14 protein-coding genes are annotated in these 17,455 nt (G+C 72.2%); all 14 read left to right on the plus strand.

All coding sequences use genetic code 11. The annotated features are described in order from the left end of the window. Nucleotides 1–62 precede the first annotated feature (62 nt). Genes ACIOKD_RS24265 through rfbC form a run of 14 tightly spaced genes read left to right on the plus strand, consistent with a single transcriptional unit; the run spans nucleotide 63 to nucleotide 17,454 of the window. A complete protein-coding gene (locus ACIOKD_RS24265) occupies nucleotides 63–2,288 on the plus strand; it encodes a bi-domain-containing oxidoreductase (protein ID WP_402087622.1) in 2,226 nt (741 codons plus the stop codon). Beyond that, nucleotides 2,285–4,309, plus strand: a complete 2,025-nt coding sequence (locus ACIOKD_RS24270; RefSeq protein ID WP_402087624.1) for an alginate lyase family protein — start codon at nucleotides 2,285–2,287, stop codon at nucleotides 4,307–4,309. The genes ACIOKD_RS24265 and ACIOKD_RS24270 overlap by 4 nt, the downstream gene beginning before the upstream one ends. A 19-nt stretch (nucleotides 4,310–4,328) precedes the next feature. Continuing rightward, on the plus strand, nucleotides 4,329–5,852 hold the full coding sequence (locus tag ACIOKD_RS24275; protein ID WP_402087627.1) for a right-handed parallel beta-helix repeat-containing protein: 1,524 nt from the start codon (nucleotides 4,329–4,331) through the stop codon (nucleotides 5,850–5,852). A gap of 1 nt (nucleotide 5,853) precedes the next feature. Next, a complete protein-coding gene (locus tag ACIOKD_RS24280; RefSeq protein ID WP_402088133.1) occupies nucleotides 5,854–7,089 on the plus strand; it encodes an O-antigen ligase domain-containing protein in 1,236 nt (411 codons plus the stop codon). 8 nt (nucleotides 7,090–7,097) lie between these two features. Further along, nucleotides 7,098–8,372, plus strand: a complete 1,275-nt coding sequence (locus tag ACIOKD_RS24285) for a glycosyltransferase family 4 protein (RefSeq protein WP_402088136.1) — start codon at nucleotides 7,098–7,100, stop codon at nucleotides 8,370–8,372. Beyond that, complete coding sequence (locus ACIOKD_RS24290; RefSeq protein ID WP_402087629.1) at nucleotides 8,369–9,604, plus strand: class I SAM-dependent methyltransferase; 1,236 nt, start codon at nucleotides 8,369–8,371, stop codon at nucleotides 9,602–9,604. Before ACIOKD_RS24285 ends, ACIOKD_RS24290 begins: the two co-directional genes overlap by 4 nt. Continuing rightward, a complete protein-coding gene (locus tag ACIOKD_RS24295) occupies nucleotides 9,601–10,419 on the plus strand; it encodes a glucose-1-phosphate cytidylyltransferase (RefSeq protein ID WP_402087632.1) in 819 nt (272 codons plus the stop codon). The genes ACIOKD_RS24290 and ACIOKD_RS24295 overlap by 4 nt, the downstream gene beginning before the upstream one ends. After that, complete coding sequence (locus tag ACIOKD_RS24300) at nucleotides 10,416–11,078, plus strand: PIG-L deacetylase family protein (protein ID WP_402087634.1); 663 nt, start codon at nucleotides 10,416–10,418, stop codon at nucleotides 11,076–11,078. Before ACIOKD_RS24295 ends, ACIOKD_RS24300 begins: the two co-directional genes overlap by 4 nt. A 3-nt stretch (nucleotides 11,079–11,081) precedes the next feature. After that, the gene (locus ACIOKD_RS24305) at nucleotides 11,082–12,107 is read left to right on the plus strand and encodes an NAD-dependent epimerase/dehydratase family protein (RefSeq protein WP_402087637.1); all 1,026 of its coding nucleotides are present in this window, start codon (nucleotides 11,082–11,084) and stop codon (nucleotides 12,105–12,107) included. Continuing rightward, nucleotides 12,104–13,378: a DUF4910 domain-containing protein gene (locus ACIOKD_RS24310; protein WP_402087639.1), complete on the plus strand. Its 1,275-nt coding sequence runs from the start codon at nucleotides 12,104–12,106 to the stop codon at nucleotides 13,376–13,378. The genes ACIOKD_RS24305 and ACIOKD_RS24310 overlap by 4 nt, the downstream gene beginning before the upstream one ends. Continuing rightward, a complete protein-coding gene (locus ACIOKD_RS24315) occupies nucleotides 13,375–14,706 on the plus strand; it encodes a hypothetical protein (RefSeq protein ID WP_402087642.1) in 1,332 nt (443 codons plus the stop codon). Before ACIOKD_RS24310 ends, ACIOKD_RS24315 begins: the two co-directional genes overlap by 4 nt. After that, nucleotides 14,703–15,650: a glycosyltransferase family 2 protein gene (locus ACIOKD_RS24320; RefSeq protein WP_402087646.1), complete on the plus strand. Its 948-nt coding sequence runs from the start codon at nucleotides 14,703–14,705 to the stop codon at nucleotides 15,648–15,650. The genes ACIOKD_RS24315 and ACIOKD_RS24320 overlap by 4 nt, the downstream gene beginning before the upstream one ends. Continuing rightward, a complete protein-coding gene (locus ACIOKD_RS24325; protein WP_402087649.1) occupies nucleotides 15,647–16,906 on the plus strand; it encodes a polysaccharide pyruvyl transferase family protein in 1,260 nt (419 codons plus the stop codon). Before ACIOKD_RS24320 ends, ACIOKD_RS24325 begins: the two co-directional genes overlap by 4 nt. Continuing rightward, on the plus strand, nucleotides 16,903–17,454 hold the full coding sequence (gene rfbC / locus ACIOKD_RS24330; protein ID WP_402087653.1) for a dTDP-4-dehydrorhamnose 3,5-epimerase: 552 nt from the start codon (nucleotides 16,903–16,905) through the stop codon (nucleotides 17,452–17,454). Before ACIOKD_RS24325 ends, rfbC begins: the two co-directional genes overlap by 4 nt. Nucleotide 17,455: the final 1 nt, after the last annotated feature.

Genomic DNA, 17,455 nt, shown 5'->3' on the forward strand with positions numbered 1-17,455 from the left:
TAGACGGCACGACGGCACGACCGCACGACGGCTTGACGGCGTAGAAATCAAGAGGAGCTCCGGTGAAACAGGTTGTGCAGAACTACAAGAGCGGCGAACTGGCGCTGCTCGACGTGCCCGTGCCGGGGTGCAAGCCCGGCGGCGTGCTGGTCCGCAGCGCCTTCTCGCTGATCTCCACCGGCACCGAGCTCATGAAGGTGTCCGAGGCCGGCATGTCGATGGTGGGCAAGGCCCGCTCCCGGCCGGACCAGGTGGCCAAGGTCATGCAGAGCGTGGCCACCAACGGAGTGCCCGCCACCTACCGCAAGGTGATGGGCAAGCTGGACTCCTACACACCGCTCGGCTACTCGCTGTGCGGGGTGGTCGAGCAGGTCGGCCCCGGGATCGACGATGTGAAGGCCGGCGACCTCGTGGCCTGCGCGGGCAACGAGCACGCGCTGCACGCCGAGCTGAACTGGGTGCCCAAGAACCTGTACACCCCGGTACCGGACGGCCTCGCGCCGCGGCACGCGGCCTTCGGCACCGTCGGGTCGATCGCGATGCAGGGCGTCCGCCAGGGCGAGCCGCAACTCGGCGAGGTGGCGCTGGTCATCGGGCTCGGCCTGATCGGGCAGCTCGTGGCGCAGCTCCTCACCGCCTCGGGCGTACGCGTCGTCGGGGCCGACCCCGACCCGGCGCGCTGCGAACTCGCCGAACGGCTGGGCGCCGCGGCCTGCGGGGATCCCGCGTCCGCGGCCGTGGAGGCAGCCGTCGCCGAACTCACCGGCGGCCATGGCGTGGACCAGGTGTATCTGGCCGCGGGCGGCGGCAGCAACCAGCCCGTCGAGCTGGCCGCCCGGCTCTGCAGAGACCGCGGCCGGGTCGTCGACATCGGCAAGTGCCGCCTGGACCTGCCGTGGAACGCGTACTACGAGAAAGAGCTCGACGTCCGCTTCTCCCGCAGTTACGGCCCCGGGCGCTACGACCCGGCGTACGAGCTGGAGGGACGGGACTACCCGATCGGCTATGTGCGCTGGACCGAGCGCCGCAACCTGGCGTGCTTCCTCGACCTCCTCGCCCGTGACCGCGTCGACGTGGAGCCCCTGATCTCGCACGTCGCCGACTTCGACGACGCCGTCGAGACCTACCAGCGCCTGAAGGACGGCGAGTTGAAGGCCGTCGCCGTACTGTTCCGCTACCCAGGACCCACAAAGGACCCGGCCGAGGCGGAGACCCCCGCGCCCACGGTGAACGTGCCGATGGTGACCGTGCCCGCGGTGCGACGCGGCGGCACAGCGCCCGCCCCGTCCCGGTCGGCCGACGCGCCGGTGCGGGTGGCGTTCGCCGGCGCGGGGAACTACGCGACGTCGATGCTGCTGCCCCACCTGGCACAGCGCGACGGCGTCGAGCTGTCCACGGTCGTCACCACGACGGCCCTGTCCGCGGCCAACGCGAAGCGGAAGTTCGGCTTCGGCGAGGCGAGCACCGACCTCGACGCCATGCTCGACGACAAGTCCATCGACGCGGTGTTCGTCGTCACCCGGCACAGCTCGCACGCCGAACTGACCCGCCGGGCGCTGCTCGCCGGCAAGGCGGTGTTCGTGGAGAAGCCCCTGGCGCTCTCCGAGGACGAGCTGGCCAAGGTGCTCGCGGCGGTGGAGGAGTCCGGCAACGACCGGCTGCAGGTGGGCTTCAACCGCCGCTTCGCACCGCTGCTCGTGGAGGCCAAGAAGCGGTTCGGCGCCCGGACCGGCCCGGCGAGCCTGCGCTACCTGGTCAACGCGGGCCGGCTGCAGCACGGCAGCTGGTACCTCCAACAGGGCACCGAGGGCTCGCGGTTCGCCGGTGAGGGCGGCCACTTCGTCGACACCGCGAGCTGGCTCCTCGACGCGGACCCGGTATCGGTGTACGCCGTCGCCGCGCCCGGCAACGAGGACCTGCACGTGGTGCTCCGCTACCCCGACGGGTCCACCGCCACGATCAGTTACGTCACCACCGGCGCGCCCGGCTATCCCAAGGAGACCCTGGACCTCGTCGCGGACGGCAAGGTGCTGCGGCTCGACGACTTCGTCCGTGCCTCGGTATATCCCGACGGCGGGGCCGGGCGTAAGCGGTGGGTCAGTTCGCGGCTGCCCAAGGCCCGGGACAAGGGCCAGAACGCCGAACTGGCCGCGTTCATCAAGGCCGTGCGGACCGGCGGGCCGATGCCGGTGCCGCTGGAGTCGCTGGTCGCCACCACGGCGGCCACCCTCGCTGTGCCGTCCGGCCTCGCCGGCGGCGCGCCGGTGACGTTGGCGAGGGCGCGATGACCGTGAGCACCACCGCGGGCTGGTACCTGCGGCGACTGTCCCGGATGGGACCGCTGGAGGTCGCCGGCCGGGCGGGCGACACGGTGCGCAGAAGGCGGTGGCGGGCGGAGCCGCCGAACTGCCCGAGCGTGACCGGCGCCCGGTTCACCGCGTCACTGCCCGCCGGGACGATCGCCGCGATACCCGCGGACGCCGCGAAACGTCTCGTGGCCGAGGCGGACCGGCTGATGGACGGCCACGCCGAGTTCTTCGGGGTGGCCCGCGACGACCTGGCCGACCCGGACTGGTGGTACGACCCGAAGACCGGGCGCCGGGCTCCGGGGGGCTACGCCTTCGACGTGCCGTACCGCAGCGAGGACGCGGCCGGGGACATCAAACAGATCTGGGAGCCGTCCCGGCACCAGTACCTCACCGTGCTCGCCGCCGCCTACGCGATCACCGGGAACGAGCGGTACGCCGAGCGCGTGGCCGGGCAGCTGCGCTCGTGGTGGGCGGTCAACCCACCGCTGCACGGCGTGCACTGGATCAGCGGCATCGAGCTGGGGATACGGCTGCTGTCCTGGGTGTGGATCCGCCGGCTCCTCGACGGCTGGCCGGGCGCGGCCCCCCTCTTCGAGGACAACCCGGTGGCGCGGAACCAGATCTGGCACCACCAGCGCTGGCTGGCCGCCTTCCCCAGCCGGGGCTCGTCGGCGAACAACCACGTCATCGCCGAGGCCGCCGGACAGTTGGCGGCGGCGTGCGCGTTCGGCTGGTTCCCCACCTCCACCCGGTGGCGGACCGACGCGCTGCGGTCCCTCGACCGGCAGTTGCGCGCCAACACCTTCGGCTCCGGCCTCAACCGCGAGCTGGCCGGCGAGTACCACGGACTCGTACTGGAACTCGGCCTGGCCGCGCTGGCCGAGGCGGACGCCGCCGGCGTTCCTGTCCCCGCGACGATCCGCCCGGTACTGCTGCGGATGACCGACGCGCTCGCCGCCGTCGTGGACAACCGGCTGCGGCCACCGCGCCAGGGGGACGCGGACGACGGACACGGCCTGGTCGTGGACGGCGCGGGCACCGACCGCTGGGCCTCGCTCCTTGCCACCGGGGACGCCGTCTTCGGCCGGCTCGACTGGTGGCCGACGGTGACCGGCACCGATGTGCGCACCCCTCTGCTGGCCGCGCTCATCCGCCCGTACGCGACGGGTCGGCCGTACGCGAAGACCCAGCCGTACCCGAAGACCCAGCTGCGCCCGGAGAACGAAACCGCACCGGCCGTGGCCGTGACCCGCCCGGCAACCCGGCCGGCCCACTTCGCCGACGCGGGCATGACGATCCTCCGGGACCCCGCCAAGATCTGGTGCCGCTGCGACGGCGGCCCGCATGGCTTCCTGTCCATCGCCGCGCACGCCCACGCGGACGCGCTGTCCGTGGAGGTCCGGCACGACGGGGTCGACGTCCTGGCCGACCCGGGGACGTTCTGCTACCACGGGCAGCCCGAATGGCGGCAGTACTTCCGCTCGACCCTCGGCCACAACACCCTGCAACTGGACGGCACCGACAGTTCCGTCTCCGGTGGCCCGTTCCTGTGGACCCGGCACGCCCGCAGCCGTGTCCTCGAAGCGGACACCTCCGACGAGGGCGTGTCCCGCTGGTGCGCCGAGCACGACGGCTACCAGGGCTCGGTGCACCGCCGCCGGGTGGAACTGACCGCCGAGACGGCGGAGTTGCGTGTGGTGGACGAGGTCCGGGGCCCGCGCCGGGCCGCGCGGCTTGCCTTCCACCTCGGGCCGGCGATCACCGCGGACCTGGTGGAGAACCGGGCCGTACTCACCTGGACGCGGGACGGTGAGAACCGCTCCGCGGTCCTCGACCTGCCAGGGCAGCTCGACTGGCGGGCGCACCGCGGTGAGAGCGACCCACCGCTCGGCTGGTACTCCGCCGGCTTCGGGCGCAAGGAGCCCGCCACCACGCTCGTCGGCAGCGGCTTCGCCGACAGCGCGCGGCAGTTCACGACCGTACTCGGGTTCCGCGACTAGGAGAGGGAGGGGAGGAAGCGTGCGATTCAAGTGGCGGAGGCGGACATTGCCTGTGGTGGCGCTGGCCGTGCTGGCGACCGGGTGCGTGAGTACGCCGAGCCCCTCGCCGGAGCCGACCGCCGCGCCGTCCACGTCCGGCGCCCGGTCCGTGGCCGGGGTGTGCGCCAAACCCGCGGCCGGACCGGCGAAGGCACCGGCGGGCGCGGTGACGATCGACCCCGCGAAGACCGGTGACCTGGCGGCCAAGACCAAGAACAGCCCCCCGAACACCACGTTCTGGCTCCGGCCGGGCACGCACAGACTCGAAGCGGACCGTTACGCCCAGGTCATCCCCAAGAAGGGAAACCGCTACCTCGGCGCGCCGGGCGCGGTCCTCGACGGCCGCAGGACCAACCAGTACGCGTTCGGCGGCAGCGCCCGTGACGTCACCGTCCGCCATCTGACCGTGCAGAACTTCGTCGCGCCGCACGACGAGGGCGTGGTCAACCACGACTCGGCCGACGGATGGGTGATCGAGCACGCCACGATCCAGCGCAACTCCGGCGCCGGGCTGATGGCCGGAGCCCGCCAGCAGGTCCGCGCCAGCTGTCTGCGCGCCAACGGCCAGTACGGCATGAACGCGTACAAGGCCGGCGGCCCCCTCAAGGACCTCGTCGTCGAGGGCAACGAGATCACGGGCAACAACACCGGCGACTGGGAGCGGCGGCGGGAGGGCTGCGGCTGCACCGGAGGCGTCAAGTTCTGGGCCGTCGACGGCGCCGACATCCGTGGCAACTGGGTGCACGACAACCGCGGCGCCGGACTGTGGGCGGACACCAACAACAACGACTTCCGCATCGAGAACAACGTGATCGAGGACAACGACGGCGCCGCGCTGATGTACGAGACCAGTTACAACGCGGTCATCCGGAAGAACGCGATCCGGCGGAACAACTGGGTCGAGGGCCGCAGGTACGCCGAGCGCGGCGACAGCTTCCCGTTCGCGACCGTCTACCTGTCCGAGTCCGGCGGCGAACCCCGGGTCCGCGCCCGCACGGACAAGATCGAGATATACGGGAACGTACTGGAGGACAACTGGTCCGGCATCACCCTGTGGGAGAACGCCGACCGGTTCTGCAACAGCCCCGCCAACACCTCGTCCGGTGACTGCACGCTGCTGATGCCGGACACCGACCGCTGCGTGCGGCCGGCGATCGCCAGAGCACCGCTCTACGGCGACTGCCGGTGGAAGACCCAGCGCGTGGACATCCACGACAACCGCTTCACGCTGGACACGTCCGTCGTCAAGTGCACGGCGAAGTGCGACCGCATGGCGGTGCTGTCCAACTACGGCACCTATCCGAAGTGGTCGCCGTACAAGGGCGAGCGGGTGGCCGAGGCGATCACCCGCAAGCAGCACAACCGGTGGCACGACAACGTGTACGTCGGACCATGGCAGTTCGTCGTCCACGACCCCAGTCGGGTGCTCGACTTCGGCCAGTGGCAGGGCACGCCCTACCGGCAGGACACCGGCAGCACCCTCGACCCACGGGCCGGTGGTTGAGATGACCGAGGACCTGCGGGGCGGCACACCGAAGCTCGTCGGGGTCGTCTGGGGCCTGCTGATCCTCAACACGCTGGGCTCCGCCGGGGCGAAGACCATCGTCCCGCTGCCACGCTCGCTCATCCAGCTGGTCACCATGGGCGCGCTGGTCGCCGCGTTCACGCTGGCCCTCGCGCTCAATCTCCGGCTGCGCATCCGGGCCAGCGCCTTCGTGCTCCTGCTCACCCTGCTGCTGGTGCCGAGCCTGATCTCCAGCCTGCAACTGGAGTCGGGGTTCGGCGCGTTGTTCCGCTGCGCCCGGCTGGCTCTCTTCGCCGGCACGCTGTGGCTGCTCAGCCGCTGGTGGAACGGCGACCTGACGTTCGTACGGCACCACATCCGGATGTACTTCGCGGTGCTCGCGTCGGTCGCCGCCGGCCTGGTCGTGTCACCGGGCGCGGCCATGCCCGAGCTGTACGGCGGACGGCTGGTCGGCGCGCTGTGGCCGCTCACCCCACCGCAGATCGGACAGTACGCGGCGGTGATCATCGGGCTCACCGTGCTGCTCGTACTGGGCCGCCGGGCCGACCGGACCAGCGCGACGGTCGTCATCGTGCCCTCGCTCGTCCTGCTCGCGCTGACCCACACGCGGACGGCCACCATCGGCATGCTCATCGGTCTTGTGCTGGCGATCGGCTCGCTCGTCCTGACCAGCGCCGCCGCCCGCCGCTTCTTCACCTGGGCGGTGCTCGTCGCCGTGGTGGGCGCGGTGGGATTCGCCTCCGCGCTGCGGGCCTGGTTCCTGCGGGGACAGAGCCAGGAGAACCTCACCAGCCTCACCGGCCGGGCCAAGGTCTGGGACGCCCTGCTGGCGGCGCCCCGGACGACGGGGGAGAAGCTGTTCGGGATGGGCCTGGGCGACAAGTCGTTCGGCGGGCTGCCGATCGACAACAGCTGGCTGGCCGTCTACCACGAGCAGGGCTGGATTGGCGTCACCCTCGTCTCGGCGGTGTTCGTCGTGCTGGGCGGGGTCGCGCTGCTGCGGCCGCCGTCGCTGCCGAGGGCCTGCGCGATCTTCCTGATCAGCTACTGCGCGATCGCGTCGTACACCGAGGCAGGCCTCGGCGACGCCTCGCCGTATCTGCTCCACCTGGCCCTGGCCGCCTCGCTGCTGGCGGTACCCGCCCCGCCCGCGCCCCTGGCGAGACCCGCGGTCCCCAGACGACATGTCCCGAGCTGGGCCAAGGAGGGGATATGACCTCGAACCTGCACGTCCTCGTGGTGCACAACCGCTACAACTCGGCACAGCCGAGCGGGGAGAACAAGGTCGTGGACCAGGAGGTGGCGCTGCTGCGCGCGGCCGGCCACCGGGTCGACCTGTTCGAGCGGCGCAGCGACGACATCGCCGCCCGGTCCCTGCTGGGCAAGGCCGCGCTGCCGCTCCTGGTGCCCTGGAACCCGGCGGTCCGCTCGGAGCTGGCCGCCCGGCTCCGTACCGAGCGGCCTGACGTGGTGCACGTCCACAACGTCTTCCCACTGCTGTCGCCCGCGGTGCTCGCCGCCTGCGCCGACGCGGACGTGCCCGTCGTGGCCACGCTGCACAACTACACCCAGGTCTGCCCGCCCGGCACGCTCCAGCGGGACGGCCGGCCGTGCACCGAGTGCGTCGGCTCCTCGCCGCTGCCCGCCGTGCGGCACGGCTGCTACCGCGGCTCCCGGCTGGCGACGGTGCCGCTCGCGGTCAGCCTGTCGGTCAACCGGCGCCGCTGGTGGTCCGCGGTGGAGCGGTTCTTCTGCATCTCCGCCGCGCAGCGCGATGTCCTGGTGCGGTCCGGCATGCCCGCCGAACGGCTGGCGGTGAAGCACAACTTCGTGCCGGAACCGGACGCCCGCCGCTCGGGCCCCGGCGAGCATCTGCTCTATCTCGGCCGCCTCGCGGAGGCCAAGGGCGTACGGCTGCTGATGGCCGCGTGGGACGAGATCGCAGCGAGCGGCGGGGTGGGTGTACCGCTCGTGATCGCCGGCACGGGGCCGCTGGAGGCCGAGGTGGCCGCCTGGGCGGCGGACCGGGACGACGTGCGGTACGTCGGCCTGTACGACCCCGCCCAGTGCCGGCGGGCCATCGCGCGGTCGGTCGCCGTGGTGGCCCCCTCGACCTGGCTTGAGGCCTTCGGTCTGGTGGTCGTGGAGGCCATGGCGGCGGGGGTCCCGACCGTGGCCGCCGGTCACGGCGCCTTCGTCGAACTCGTCGAGGACGGGGTGAGCGGGCTGCTGCACCAGCCGGGCGAGCCCGCCTCGCTCGCCTCCTGCCTGCGCCGGATCACGGCCGGACAGGAGCGCAACCAGGAGATGGGCCGGGCGGCCCGGCGCCGGTACGAGCAGGGCTTCAGCCCCGCCGTCGGCCTCGAACGCCTGGTGGAGGGGTACCGCACCGCGATCGCGGGTCGGTCGGGCGGCGGGCACGGCCCGTCGCCGATACGTGACGGAAACACTGGCTCGCGGTGGGGACACCGGCGCGAGCGGGATGGGGGCAGTAGATGACACGATGCCGACTCTGCGGCTCGGCGGCGCTGGAAAGCGTCGTCGACCTGGGAGCGACCCCGCCGTGCGAGAGCTTTCTCGCCGCGGACCGACTGGACGAACCCGAGCCGGCGTACCCGCTGCACCTGCGGGTCTGCACCGAGTGCTGGCTCGCGCAGATCCCTCCGCTGATCACGCCGGAGGACACGTTCAAGGAGTACGCGTACTTCTCCTCGTACTCGACCTCCTGGGTGGAGCACGCGCGGACGTTCGTCGCCGACGCCGTGGAGCGGGTGGGGCTCGGCCCCGACGCCTTCGTGGTCGAGGTCGCCAGCAACGACGGATACCTGCTCAAGCACGTGGTGGACCGGGGGATCCGCTGCCTGGGCATCGAGCCGTCGGTGAACGTCGGCGCCGCGGCACGGGACGCGGGGGTGCCCACACTCACGGAGTTCCTGTCCCCGGAGACCGGCGCCGCCGTCCGCGCCGAGCACGGGCCGGCGAACCTGGTCGTCGCCAACAACGTGTACGCGCACATCCCCGACGTGGTCGGGTTCACCCAGGGACTGCGCGCCCTGGTCGCCGACGACGGCTGGGTCTCCATCGAGGTGCAGCACCTGCTGACCCTCATCGAGGAGAACCAGTACGACACGATCTACCACGAGCACTTCCAGTACTACACGGTCGCGTCCGCGGCCCGGGCCCTGGCGAGCGGCGGACTCACGCTCGTGGACGTCGAGCTGCTGCCCACGCACGGCGGCTCCATCCGGCTGCTTGCCCGGCCCGCCGAGGTGGCGGGCGAGCCGGACCGGCGGGTGGCCGACGTACTGGACCGGGAGAAGGCCGCCGGGCTCCAGGAGCTGTCCGGGTACACCGAGTTCTCCTCGCGGGTCGCCAAGGTCCGCCGGGACCTCCTGAAGTTCCTCATCGGGGCGGCCGAGCGCGGCGAGAGCGTCGTCGGCTACGGAGCCCCCGGCAAGGGCAACACCCTGCTCAACCACTGCGGCATCCGGCCCGACCTGCTCGCGTACACCGTCGACCGCAACCCCTACAAGCACGGCAGGTTCACCCCGGGCACCCGCATCCCGATCCTGGCGCCCGAGCGGATAGCCGCCGACAGACCGGACTACGTCCTCGTCCTGCCGTGGAACCTGCGCACCGAGCTGGTCGAGCAACTGTCCTTCGTGCACGAATGGGGCGGCCGGCTGGTCTTTCCCATACCGGAACTCAGCATTGTCGAGGTCAAGCGATGAAGGTCGTCCTGTTCTGCGGCGGGTACGGGCTGCGCATGCGCGACGGAGCCTCCGACGACACGCCCAAGCCGATGGCGATGGTCGGCCCCCGGCCGCTGATCTGGCACGTCATGCGCTACTACGCGTACTTCGGGCACACGGAGTTCATCCTGTGCCTCGGCTACGGGGCCCGGCACATCAAGGAGTTCTTCCTCAACTACGAGGAGACGGCGTCCAACGACTTCGTGCTGCGGGGCGGGCGGACCGAGCTGCTGTCCACCGACATAGCCGACTGGACGATCACGTTCGCGCAGACCGGCATCGAGTCCCCGATCGGGGAGCGGCTGCGCCGGGTACGGCACCACCTCGACGGCGACGAGATGTTCCTCGCCAACTACGCCGACGTGCTCACCGACGCCCCGCTGCCCCAGATGATCGACCGGTTCGCCCGCCGCGACGCCGGCGCGTCGATGATGGTGGTGCCTCCGCAGTCCTCGTTCCACTGCGTCGACCTCGGCGAGGACGGCCTGGTGGGTGGCATCACCGCGGTGAGTGACATGCCGCTGTGGGAGAACGGCGGCTACTTCGTGCTCCGCCAGGAGATTTTCGACCACATCCCGGAGGGCGGCGACCTGGTCGCCGACGGATGCGGCCAACTCGCCAAGCAGGGACGGCTGCTGGCGCACCAGCACCGCGGTTTCTGGAAGCCGACCGACACCGTCAAGGAGAAGGCCGCGCTCGACGAGGCCTACGCCCGGGGCGACCGCCCGTGGGCCGTGTGGGAGCGGGACGGCGTGACCGCGGACAGAGCCGGCGTCACAGCGGGGACGGCGTGATCGGGCTCGGGTCCGGACGCCTGGACCGGATCGTCGCGGTGGGCGCGCACTGCGACGACATCGCCATCGGCGCCGGCGGCACCCTGCTGACGATGTGCCTCGCACGGCCCGGCCTCCGCGTCGACGCCCTGGTGCTCACCGGCGGCGGCGGCGAGCGCGAGCAGGAGGAGCAGGCCGCGCTCGAAGCCTTCTGCCCCGGCGCCGACCTGCGGCTGACCGTACTCAAACTCGCCGACGGCCGACTGCCCGCGCAGTGGGAGGAGGCCAAGGCCGCCGTCGAGGAACTGCGCGCGCGGACCGACCCGGACCTGGTCCTCGCCCCGCGCACCGACGACGCGCACCAGGACCACCGCGGCCTGGCGCGACTGCTGCCCACCGCCTTCCGCGACCACCTCGTACTCGGCTACGAGATCGTCAAGTGGGACGGCGATCTCGGCCGGATGGCGGCGTACCAGCCGCTGACGCCGGACACCGCCGAACGGAAGGTGCGGCTGCTGCAGGAGCACTACCCCTCGCAGCGCCACCGCCCCTGGTACGACCGGGAGGCCTTCCTCGGCCTCGCACGCATCCGCGGCATCGAATGCCACGCGCGCTACGCCGAGGCGTTCGCCGTCCACAAACTCACGCTCGACCTGGGCACAAACACACTGGGGGAATGAACCGTGCGCGTACTGCTGACCGGACACCAGGGCTACTTGGGCACCGTGATGGCCCCGGTCCTCGCCGCCGCCGGACACGAGGTCGTCGGTCTCGACGCCGGCCTGTTCGCCGACTGCGTCCTCGGCCCGCAGCCCGATGACCCGCAGGGGCACCGGGTGGACCTGCGCGACGTCACGGCCGACCACGTGGCCGGGGTGGACGCCGTGATCCACCTGGCGGCGCTCTCCAACGACCCGCTGGGATCGCTGGCGCCGGACCTCACCTACGACATCAACCACCACGCCTCCGTACGGCTGGCCCGGCTGGCCCGCGAGGCCGGGGTGCGGCGCTTCCTGTACGCGTCCACCTGCTCGGTCTACGGCGCGGCCGGCGGCGACGAACTCGTGGCCGAGGACGCCCCGCTGCGCCCCGTGACGCCGTACGCGGAGTCCAAGGTGCGGGTGGAGGACGACCTGCACGCGCTCGCCGACGACGACTTCAGCCCTGTGTACATGCGCAACGCCACCGCTTTCGGCTACTCGCCCCGGCTGCGCGCCGACATCGTGCTGAACAACCTGGTGGGCCACGCGCTCCTGTCCGGCGAGGTGCTGGTGCTCTCCGACGGCACGCCCTGGCGCCCGCTGGTGCACGCCGCCGACATCGCGCGGGCCTTCACGGCCGCGCTGAGCGCGCCCCGGGAGGCCGTGCACGACCGGGCGTTCAACATCGGCAGCGAGGTCAACAACGTCACGGTCGCCGAGATCGCCGAGCAGGTCGCCGAGGCGGTCGCCGGCTCGAAGGTGCGGATCACCGGCGAGAACGGCGCCGACCCGCGCTCGTACCGGGTGGACTTCTCCCGGTTCCGTGCCGCGATCCCCGGCTTCGACTGCGAGTGGACGGTGAAGCAGGGTGCCCACGAACTCGCCGACGCCTACCGGAAACACGGGCTGACGCGGGAGGACTTCGAGCGGCGCTTCACCCGCCTCGCCGTGCTGCGCGCCGCCTCCGAGGCCGGCTCCGTCGACGACACCCTGCGGTGGCGCCGATGACCACGCCCGGCGAGGAGATGCACGCGCTGGTGGAGCGGCTGTACCCGCTCTGCCGGAGCATCACCGGCGACGGGGTGCGCGCCACCCTGGAGATCGTCAATGAGTACGTTCCGCTGCGGGTGCACGAGGTGCCGACCGGGACGCAGGTGCTCGACTGGACGGTCCCGCAGGAGTGGAACATCCGGGACGCCTACATCGCCGACAGCGCGGGCAACCGGGTCGTGGACCTCGCCGCGTCCAGCCTGCACGTGCTCGGCTACAGCGTGCCGGTGGCGAGGACCATGCCGCTGGCCGAGCTGCGCGAACACCTCCACACCCTGCCGGACCAGCCGACCCTGGTCCCGTACCGCACGAGCTACTACGAGCCGAAGTGGGGCTTCTGCCTCGCCCAGGAGACCCTGGACGGGCTGCCGGACGGCGAGTACGAGGTGTGCGTCGACTCCACCCTCGCCGACGGACACCTCACCTACGCCGAGCACGTCGTCCCGGGGCAGGTCCCCGACGAGGTGATCGTCTCCTGCCACGTCTGCCACCCGTCGCTGGCCAACGACAACCTGGCCGGCGTCGCGGTGGCGACCTACCTGGCCCGGGCACTGGCCCGGACGACTCCGTACTACACCTACCGGTTCATCTTCGCGCCCGGCACCATCGGGGCGATCACCTGGCTGGCCCGCAACGCCGAACGGGTCGAGCGGGTCAAGCACGGGCTGGTGCTGGCCTGCGCCGGCGACTCGGGCCAGTTGAACTACAAGCAGAGCAGGCGCGGCGACGCGGAGATCGACCGCGTGCTGCGGCACGTACTGACCGCCTCCGAACGCCCGCACCGGATCAACGAGTTCACCCCGTACGGCTACGACGAGCGGCAGTACTGCTCACCCGGGTTCGACCTCGGCGTGGGCTCGCTCAGCCGGACCCCGTACGCCGGCTACCCCGAGTACCACACCTCGGCGGACAACCCGGACTTCGTCTCCCCGGAGGCGATGGCGGACACCCTCGCCGTCTGCCGCGAGGCCTTCGCCGTGCTCGACCGCAACCGGAGTTACGTCAACCTCAGCCCCTACGGCGAACCACAGCTGGGAAGGCGGGGGCTGTACGACTCGCTCGGTGGCCGCAGCGACGCCAAGCAGGCCCAGCTGGCGATGCTCTGGGTGCTCAGCCTCTCCGATGGTGAACACAGTCTGCTGGACGTCGCCGAACGGGCCGGGCTGCCTTTCGACACCGTGGCCGTCGCGGCCGACGCCCTGCACGGCGCCGGGCTGATCAAGGCATGACGCCGATGGCCACCGAGGGGGACAAGACGCCGCCACCGGCGGACCGGGCCGCGGACGCCCGCCGGTCCGCCGACCGGTCCGCCGGCCGGGGGATCGTCGGCCGGCTGTCCTGGGGACTGGCCGACCAGGCGGCCTCCAGCATGACCAACTTCGCGGTGGGCATCTACGTGGCACGCTCGCTGGGGCTGACCGCGTTCGGCGTGTTCAGCCTGGCCTGGCTGACCTACGGCGTGGTGCTCAACGTCGCCCGCGGGCTGGCCACCGATCCGCTCGTGGTCCGCTTCAGCGGCGTACCGGAGGCGTCCTGGCGCTCGGCGGCGGCCCGGTCGTCGGGCGCCGCACTCGGCGTGGGCACCGCCCTCGGCGCGGTGTGCCTGCTGGTCGGGCTCGGTCTCGGCGGGCGCGTGGGACCCGCGTTCACCTGCCTCGGCGTCGCCCTGCCCGCCCTGCTCCTGCAGGACGCCTGGCGGTTCGCGTTCTTCGCCGCGGGAGCCGGCCGCAAGGCGTTCCTCAACGACCTCGTGTGGGGCGTCGCGCTGATCCCGGCCATGGTGATCGCGGCCCGCGTGGACACCGTGGCCGCCTTCGTGCTCGCCTGGGGCGCCTCCGCCGCGGTCGCCGCCGGGTACGGCTGCTTCCAGTCCGGTATCCGGCCCCGGCCGGCCAAGGCGCGCGGCTGGCTGCGCGAACAGCGCGATCTCGGCTACCGGTACCTGGTCGAGAACGTCAGCCTCAGCGGCGCCGGCCAACTGCGGGCGTACGGGCTCGGTGCGATCGTCGGCGTCGGCGCGGTGGGCGCGGTCCGGGGCGCGGAACTGCTCCTCGGCCCGTTCCTCGCCCTCCTCATGGGCCTCTCGCTGGTCACCGTCGCGGAGGCGGCCCGCGTACTGCGGCGGGCCCCGCACCGCCTGGCCACGTTCTGCCTCCTCCTCGGCGGCGGCCAGGCCGCCGCCGCGCTGCTGTGGGGCGCGGCACTGCTGCTGATGCCGGACCGGGCGGGCGAGTTCGTGCTCGGCGACGTCTGGAACTCCGCCTCACAGCTCATCGTGCCGGCCACGCTCGGCGTCGCGGGCGCCGGCCTCGGCAGCGGCGCGGCGGCCGGGCTGCGCGCACTCGCCGCGGCCGGCCGCAGCCTGCGCTGCCAACTGTTCGCCTCCGCCTGCTATCTGGGCGGCGGCCTCGGCGGGGCCGCCCTGGCCGGCACGGTCGGCTCGGCCTGGGGCGTCGCCGCCGCGACCGTCTGCGCCTCGGGCGTCTGGTGGCTCCAACTGCGGTCCGCGCTGCGCGAGCGCCATCACAACTCCGTTTTCGAAGTGAGGACTTCATGACCGCCCAACCCAGGCTGAGCATCGGTCTGCCCGTCTACAACGGCGAGGAGTACCTCGCCGAGTCGCTCGACGCCCTGCTCGGCCAGACGTACGAGGACTTCGAGCTGGTCATCTCCGACAACGCCTCGGCCGACGGGACCCAGGACATCTGCCGCGCGTACGCCGCGCGGGACTCGCGCATCCGCTACATCCGGCTGCCCCGGAACATCGGCGCCGCCCCGAACCACAACCACGTGTTCACCGAGTGCCGCGGCGAACTGTTCAAGTGGGCCTCGCACGACGACCTGTACGCCCGCGACCTGCTGCGGGCCTGCGTCCAGGCGCTGGACGAGCGACCGGACGTGGTCCTCGCACACAGCGGCCAGGCGGTCATCGACGGCGAGGGCCGGGTGAAGGTCCCGTACGAGTACGGACTCGCCACCGACTCGCCGCACGCGCCGGTGCGCTTCCGCAGCCTGCTCTTCGAACCCGGCGGCGACGACTTCTACGGTGTGATGCGGGCCGACATGCTGCGCCGGGTGAAGCCGCACGACAGCTACCACCACGCGGACCGCACGTTCGTCGCCGAGATCACCCTGCACGGCCCCTTCCACCAGGTGCCGGAACTGCTGTACTTCCGCCGCGACCACCCCACCCGCGCCGAGCGCGCGAACCCCTCCAAGCGCTCCCGCTGCGTCAACCTCGACCCGCGCCGGGCAGGCCTCCTGCACCCGACGCCCCGGCTGCTCGCCGAGTACGTCCGGGGCTTCGCCTCGGCGATCCGGCGGGCGCCGCTGTCCCCGGCCGACCGGCGGGCCTGCTACCGCCACCTTGCCTCCTGGATGACCAGCAGGGCCCGGCCGGGCGCCGGTGAGCGGGTCGAGGACCGTGCCCCGGTCGACCCGGGCCGGCTCACCGTCTCCGTGGACGCCGTCGTCGCCGGCCGTGAGGGCAGGCAGGCATGAGGTCCGGAACTGAGGGGCCTGGGGGTGAAACCCCGGTGCGGGTCGGGCTGTTCGGCCTGCTGGGCTCCGGCAACCTCGGCAACGACGGGTCGCTGGAGGCCGTGCTCGGATACCTCCGCACCCGGCACCCGGACGCGGCCGTGGACGCGCTGTGCGGCGGGCCCGAGGCCGTCGCGGCCCGGTACCGGATCCCCGCGACCCGGCTGCACTGGTACCGCGGCGAGTACCGGACCGCGTCACGTCTGGGCGCGATCGCGGGGAAGGGCCTCGGCAAACTTGTCGACGTGTTCCGCACCGCCGCCTGGGTGCGCAGGCACGACGTGGTGATCGTGCCGGGCATGGGCGTCCTGGAGGCCACGCTGCCCCTGCGGCCGTGGGGCTTCCCGTACTCGCTGTTCCTGCTCTGCGCGAGCGGCCGGCTGTTCGGCACGCGGGTCGCGCTGGTCGGCGTCGGCGCCGCCCCGATCGGCGACCGGCCCACCCGGACCCTGGTGCGCTGGTCGGCGCGGCTGGCCGCCTACCGGTCGTACCGGGACGCCCTCTCGCGGGACGCACTGCGGGACATGGGCGTGGACACGGCACACGACGAGGTCTACCCGGACCTGGCGTTCGCCCTGCCGACACCGCCGGCGAGCCCGCCCCCGGAACAGGCTCCGGGCTTCCCGGGTCCGGTCTGCGTCGGTGTCATGGACTTCCACGGCGGCAACGACGACCGTGCCCGCGCCGAGGAGATCCACCGCCGCTACCTCGACGGGACCACCCGGTTCGTCCGCGCGCTGGTCGAGGACGGCAGGACGGTCCGGCTGCTCACCGGCGACGAGTGCGACGCGTCGGTGGTCGCCGCGATCCTCGACGCGGTGGACTCCCCGCTGGTCACCGCCGCCGAACCGGCCTCGCTCGCCGACCTGATGAAGGAGATGGCGGCGGCCGACACCGTCGTGGCGACCCGCTACCACAACCTGATCTGCGCGCTGAAGGTCGGCACACCGACCCTCGCCCTCAGCTACGCGGCGAAGAGCGACGCGCTCATGGCCCGGATGGGTCTCGACGCGTACTGCCACCCGGCCCGTGAGATCGACACCGACCGGCTCCTTCGGCAGTTCCGGGAGCTGGAGCGAGGATCGCCGGAGGTCCGGCGGACCCTCGCCGAGCGGAACCTGATCGCCGGCCGCCAACTCGACGAGCAGTTCACCGCGTTGACCTCGGCCCTGTTCCCGGCCGCCCACCGAGCCCACGCCCTGCGGGAGGCCTCATGAAAGCGACCGGAGTTTCGGCGATCGCCGGCGCGTACCTGTTCGAGCCGACACCGTACGCCGACGAACGCGGCTTCTTCTGCCGCACCTTCGACGCCGACGTGGTCCGCTCGGTGGGCCTGGACCCGAACGCCTTCATCCAGGACAGCCTGTCGCGCTCCGTCCGGGGGGTGCTGCGCGGCCTGCACCTGCGCTCCGGTGCGGGCGAGGCCAAGCTCGTGCGGTGCTCGTACGGGAAGATCTTCGACGTCGTCGTGGACCTGCGGCAGGACTCGCCGACGTACCGCAACGTGGCGTGGTTCGAGCTGTCGGACGAGACGCAGAAGACCCTCTACATCCCGGCGGGCTGCGCGCACGGCTTCCAGGCGCTGACCGGGACCGCCGACACCTCGTACCGCATCGACCGACCGCACGATCCGGCCGAGGACGTGACGATCGCCTTCGACGACCCGGAGCTGGCCGTTCCCTGGCCGCTGCCCGCCACATCGATGTCTCGGCGGGACCGGGAGGCGCCCAGCCTCGCCGAGGTCCTGAAGCAGAGAGAGAGCTGAA

The organism is Streptomyces sp. NPDC087844 (assembly GCF_044742785.1).
In the GTDB taxonomy this organism is placed as follows: domain Bacteria; phylum Actinomycetota; class Actinomycetes; order Streptomycetales; family Streptomycetaceae; genus Streptomyces.

Coding starts and splice junctions, on each gene's coding strand:
- ACIOKD_RS24290 (WP_402087629.1), top strand. CDS start 8,369: ATGACACGATGCCGACTCTGCGGCTCGGCGGCGCTGGAAAGCGTCGTC.
- ACIOKD_RS24270 (WP_402087624.1), top strand. CDS start 2,285: ATGACCGTGAGCACCACCGCGGGCTGGTACCTGCGGCGACTGTCCCGG.
- ACIOKD_RS24315 (WP_402087642.1), top strand. CDS start 13,375: ATGACGCCGATGGCCACCGAGGGGGACAAGACGCCGCCACCGGCGGAC.
- ACIOKD_RS24325 (WP_402087649.1), top strand. CDS start 15,647: ATGAGGTCCGGAACTGAGGGGCCTGGGGGTGAAACCCCGGTGCGGGTC.
- ACIOKD_RS24310 (WP_402087639.1), top strand. CDS start 12,104: ATGACCACGCCCGGCGAGGAGATGCACGCGCTGGTGGAGCGGCTGTAC.
- rfbC (WP_402087653.1), top strand. CDS start 16,903: ATGAAAGCGACCGGAGTTTCGGCGATCGCCGGCGCGTACCTGTTCGAG.
- ACIOKD_RS24295 (WP_402087632.1), top strand. CDS start 9,601: ATGAAGGTCGTCCTGTTCTGCGGCGGGTACGGGCTGCGCATGCGCGAC.
- ACIOKD_RS24280 (WP_402088133.1), top strand. CDS start 5,854: ATGACCGAGGACCTGCGGGGCGGCACACCGAAGCTCGTCGGGGTCGTC.
- ACIOKD_RS24320 (WP_402087646.1), top strand. CDS start 14,703: ATGACCGCCCAACCCAGGCTGAGCATCGGTCTGCCCGTCTACAACGGC.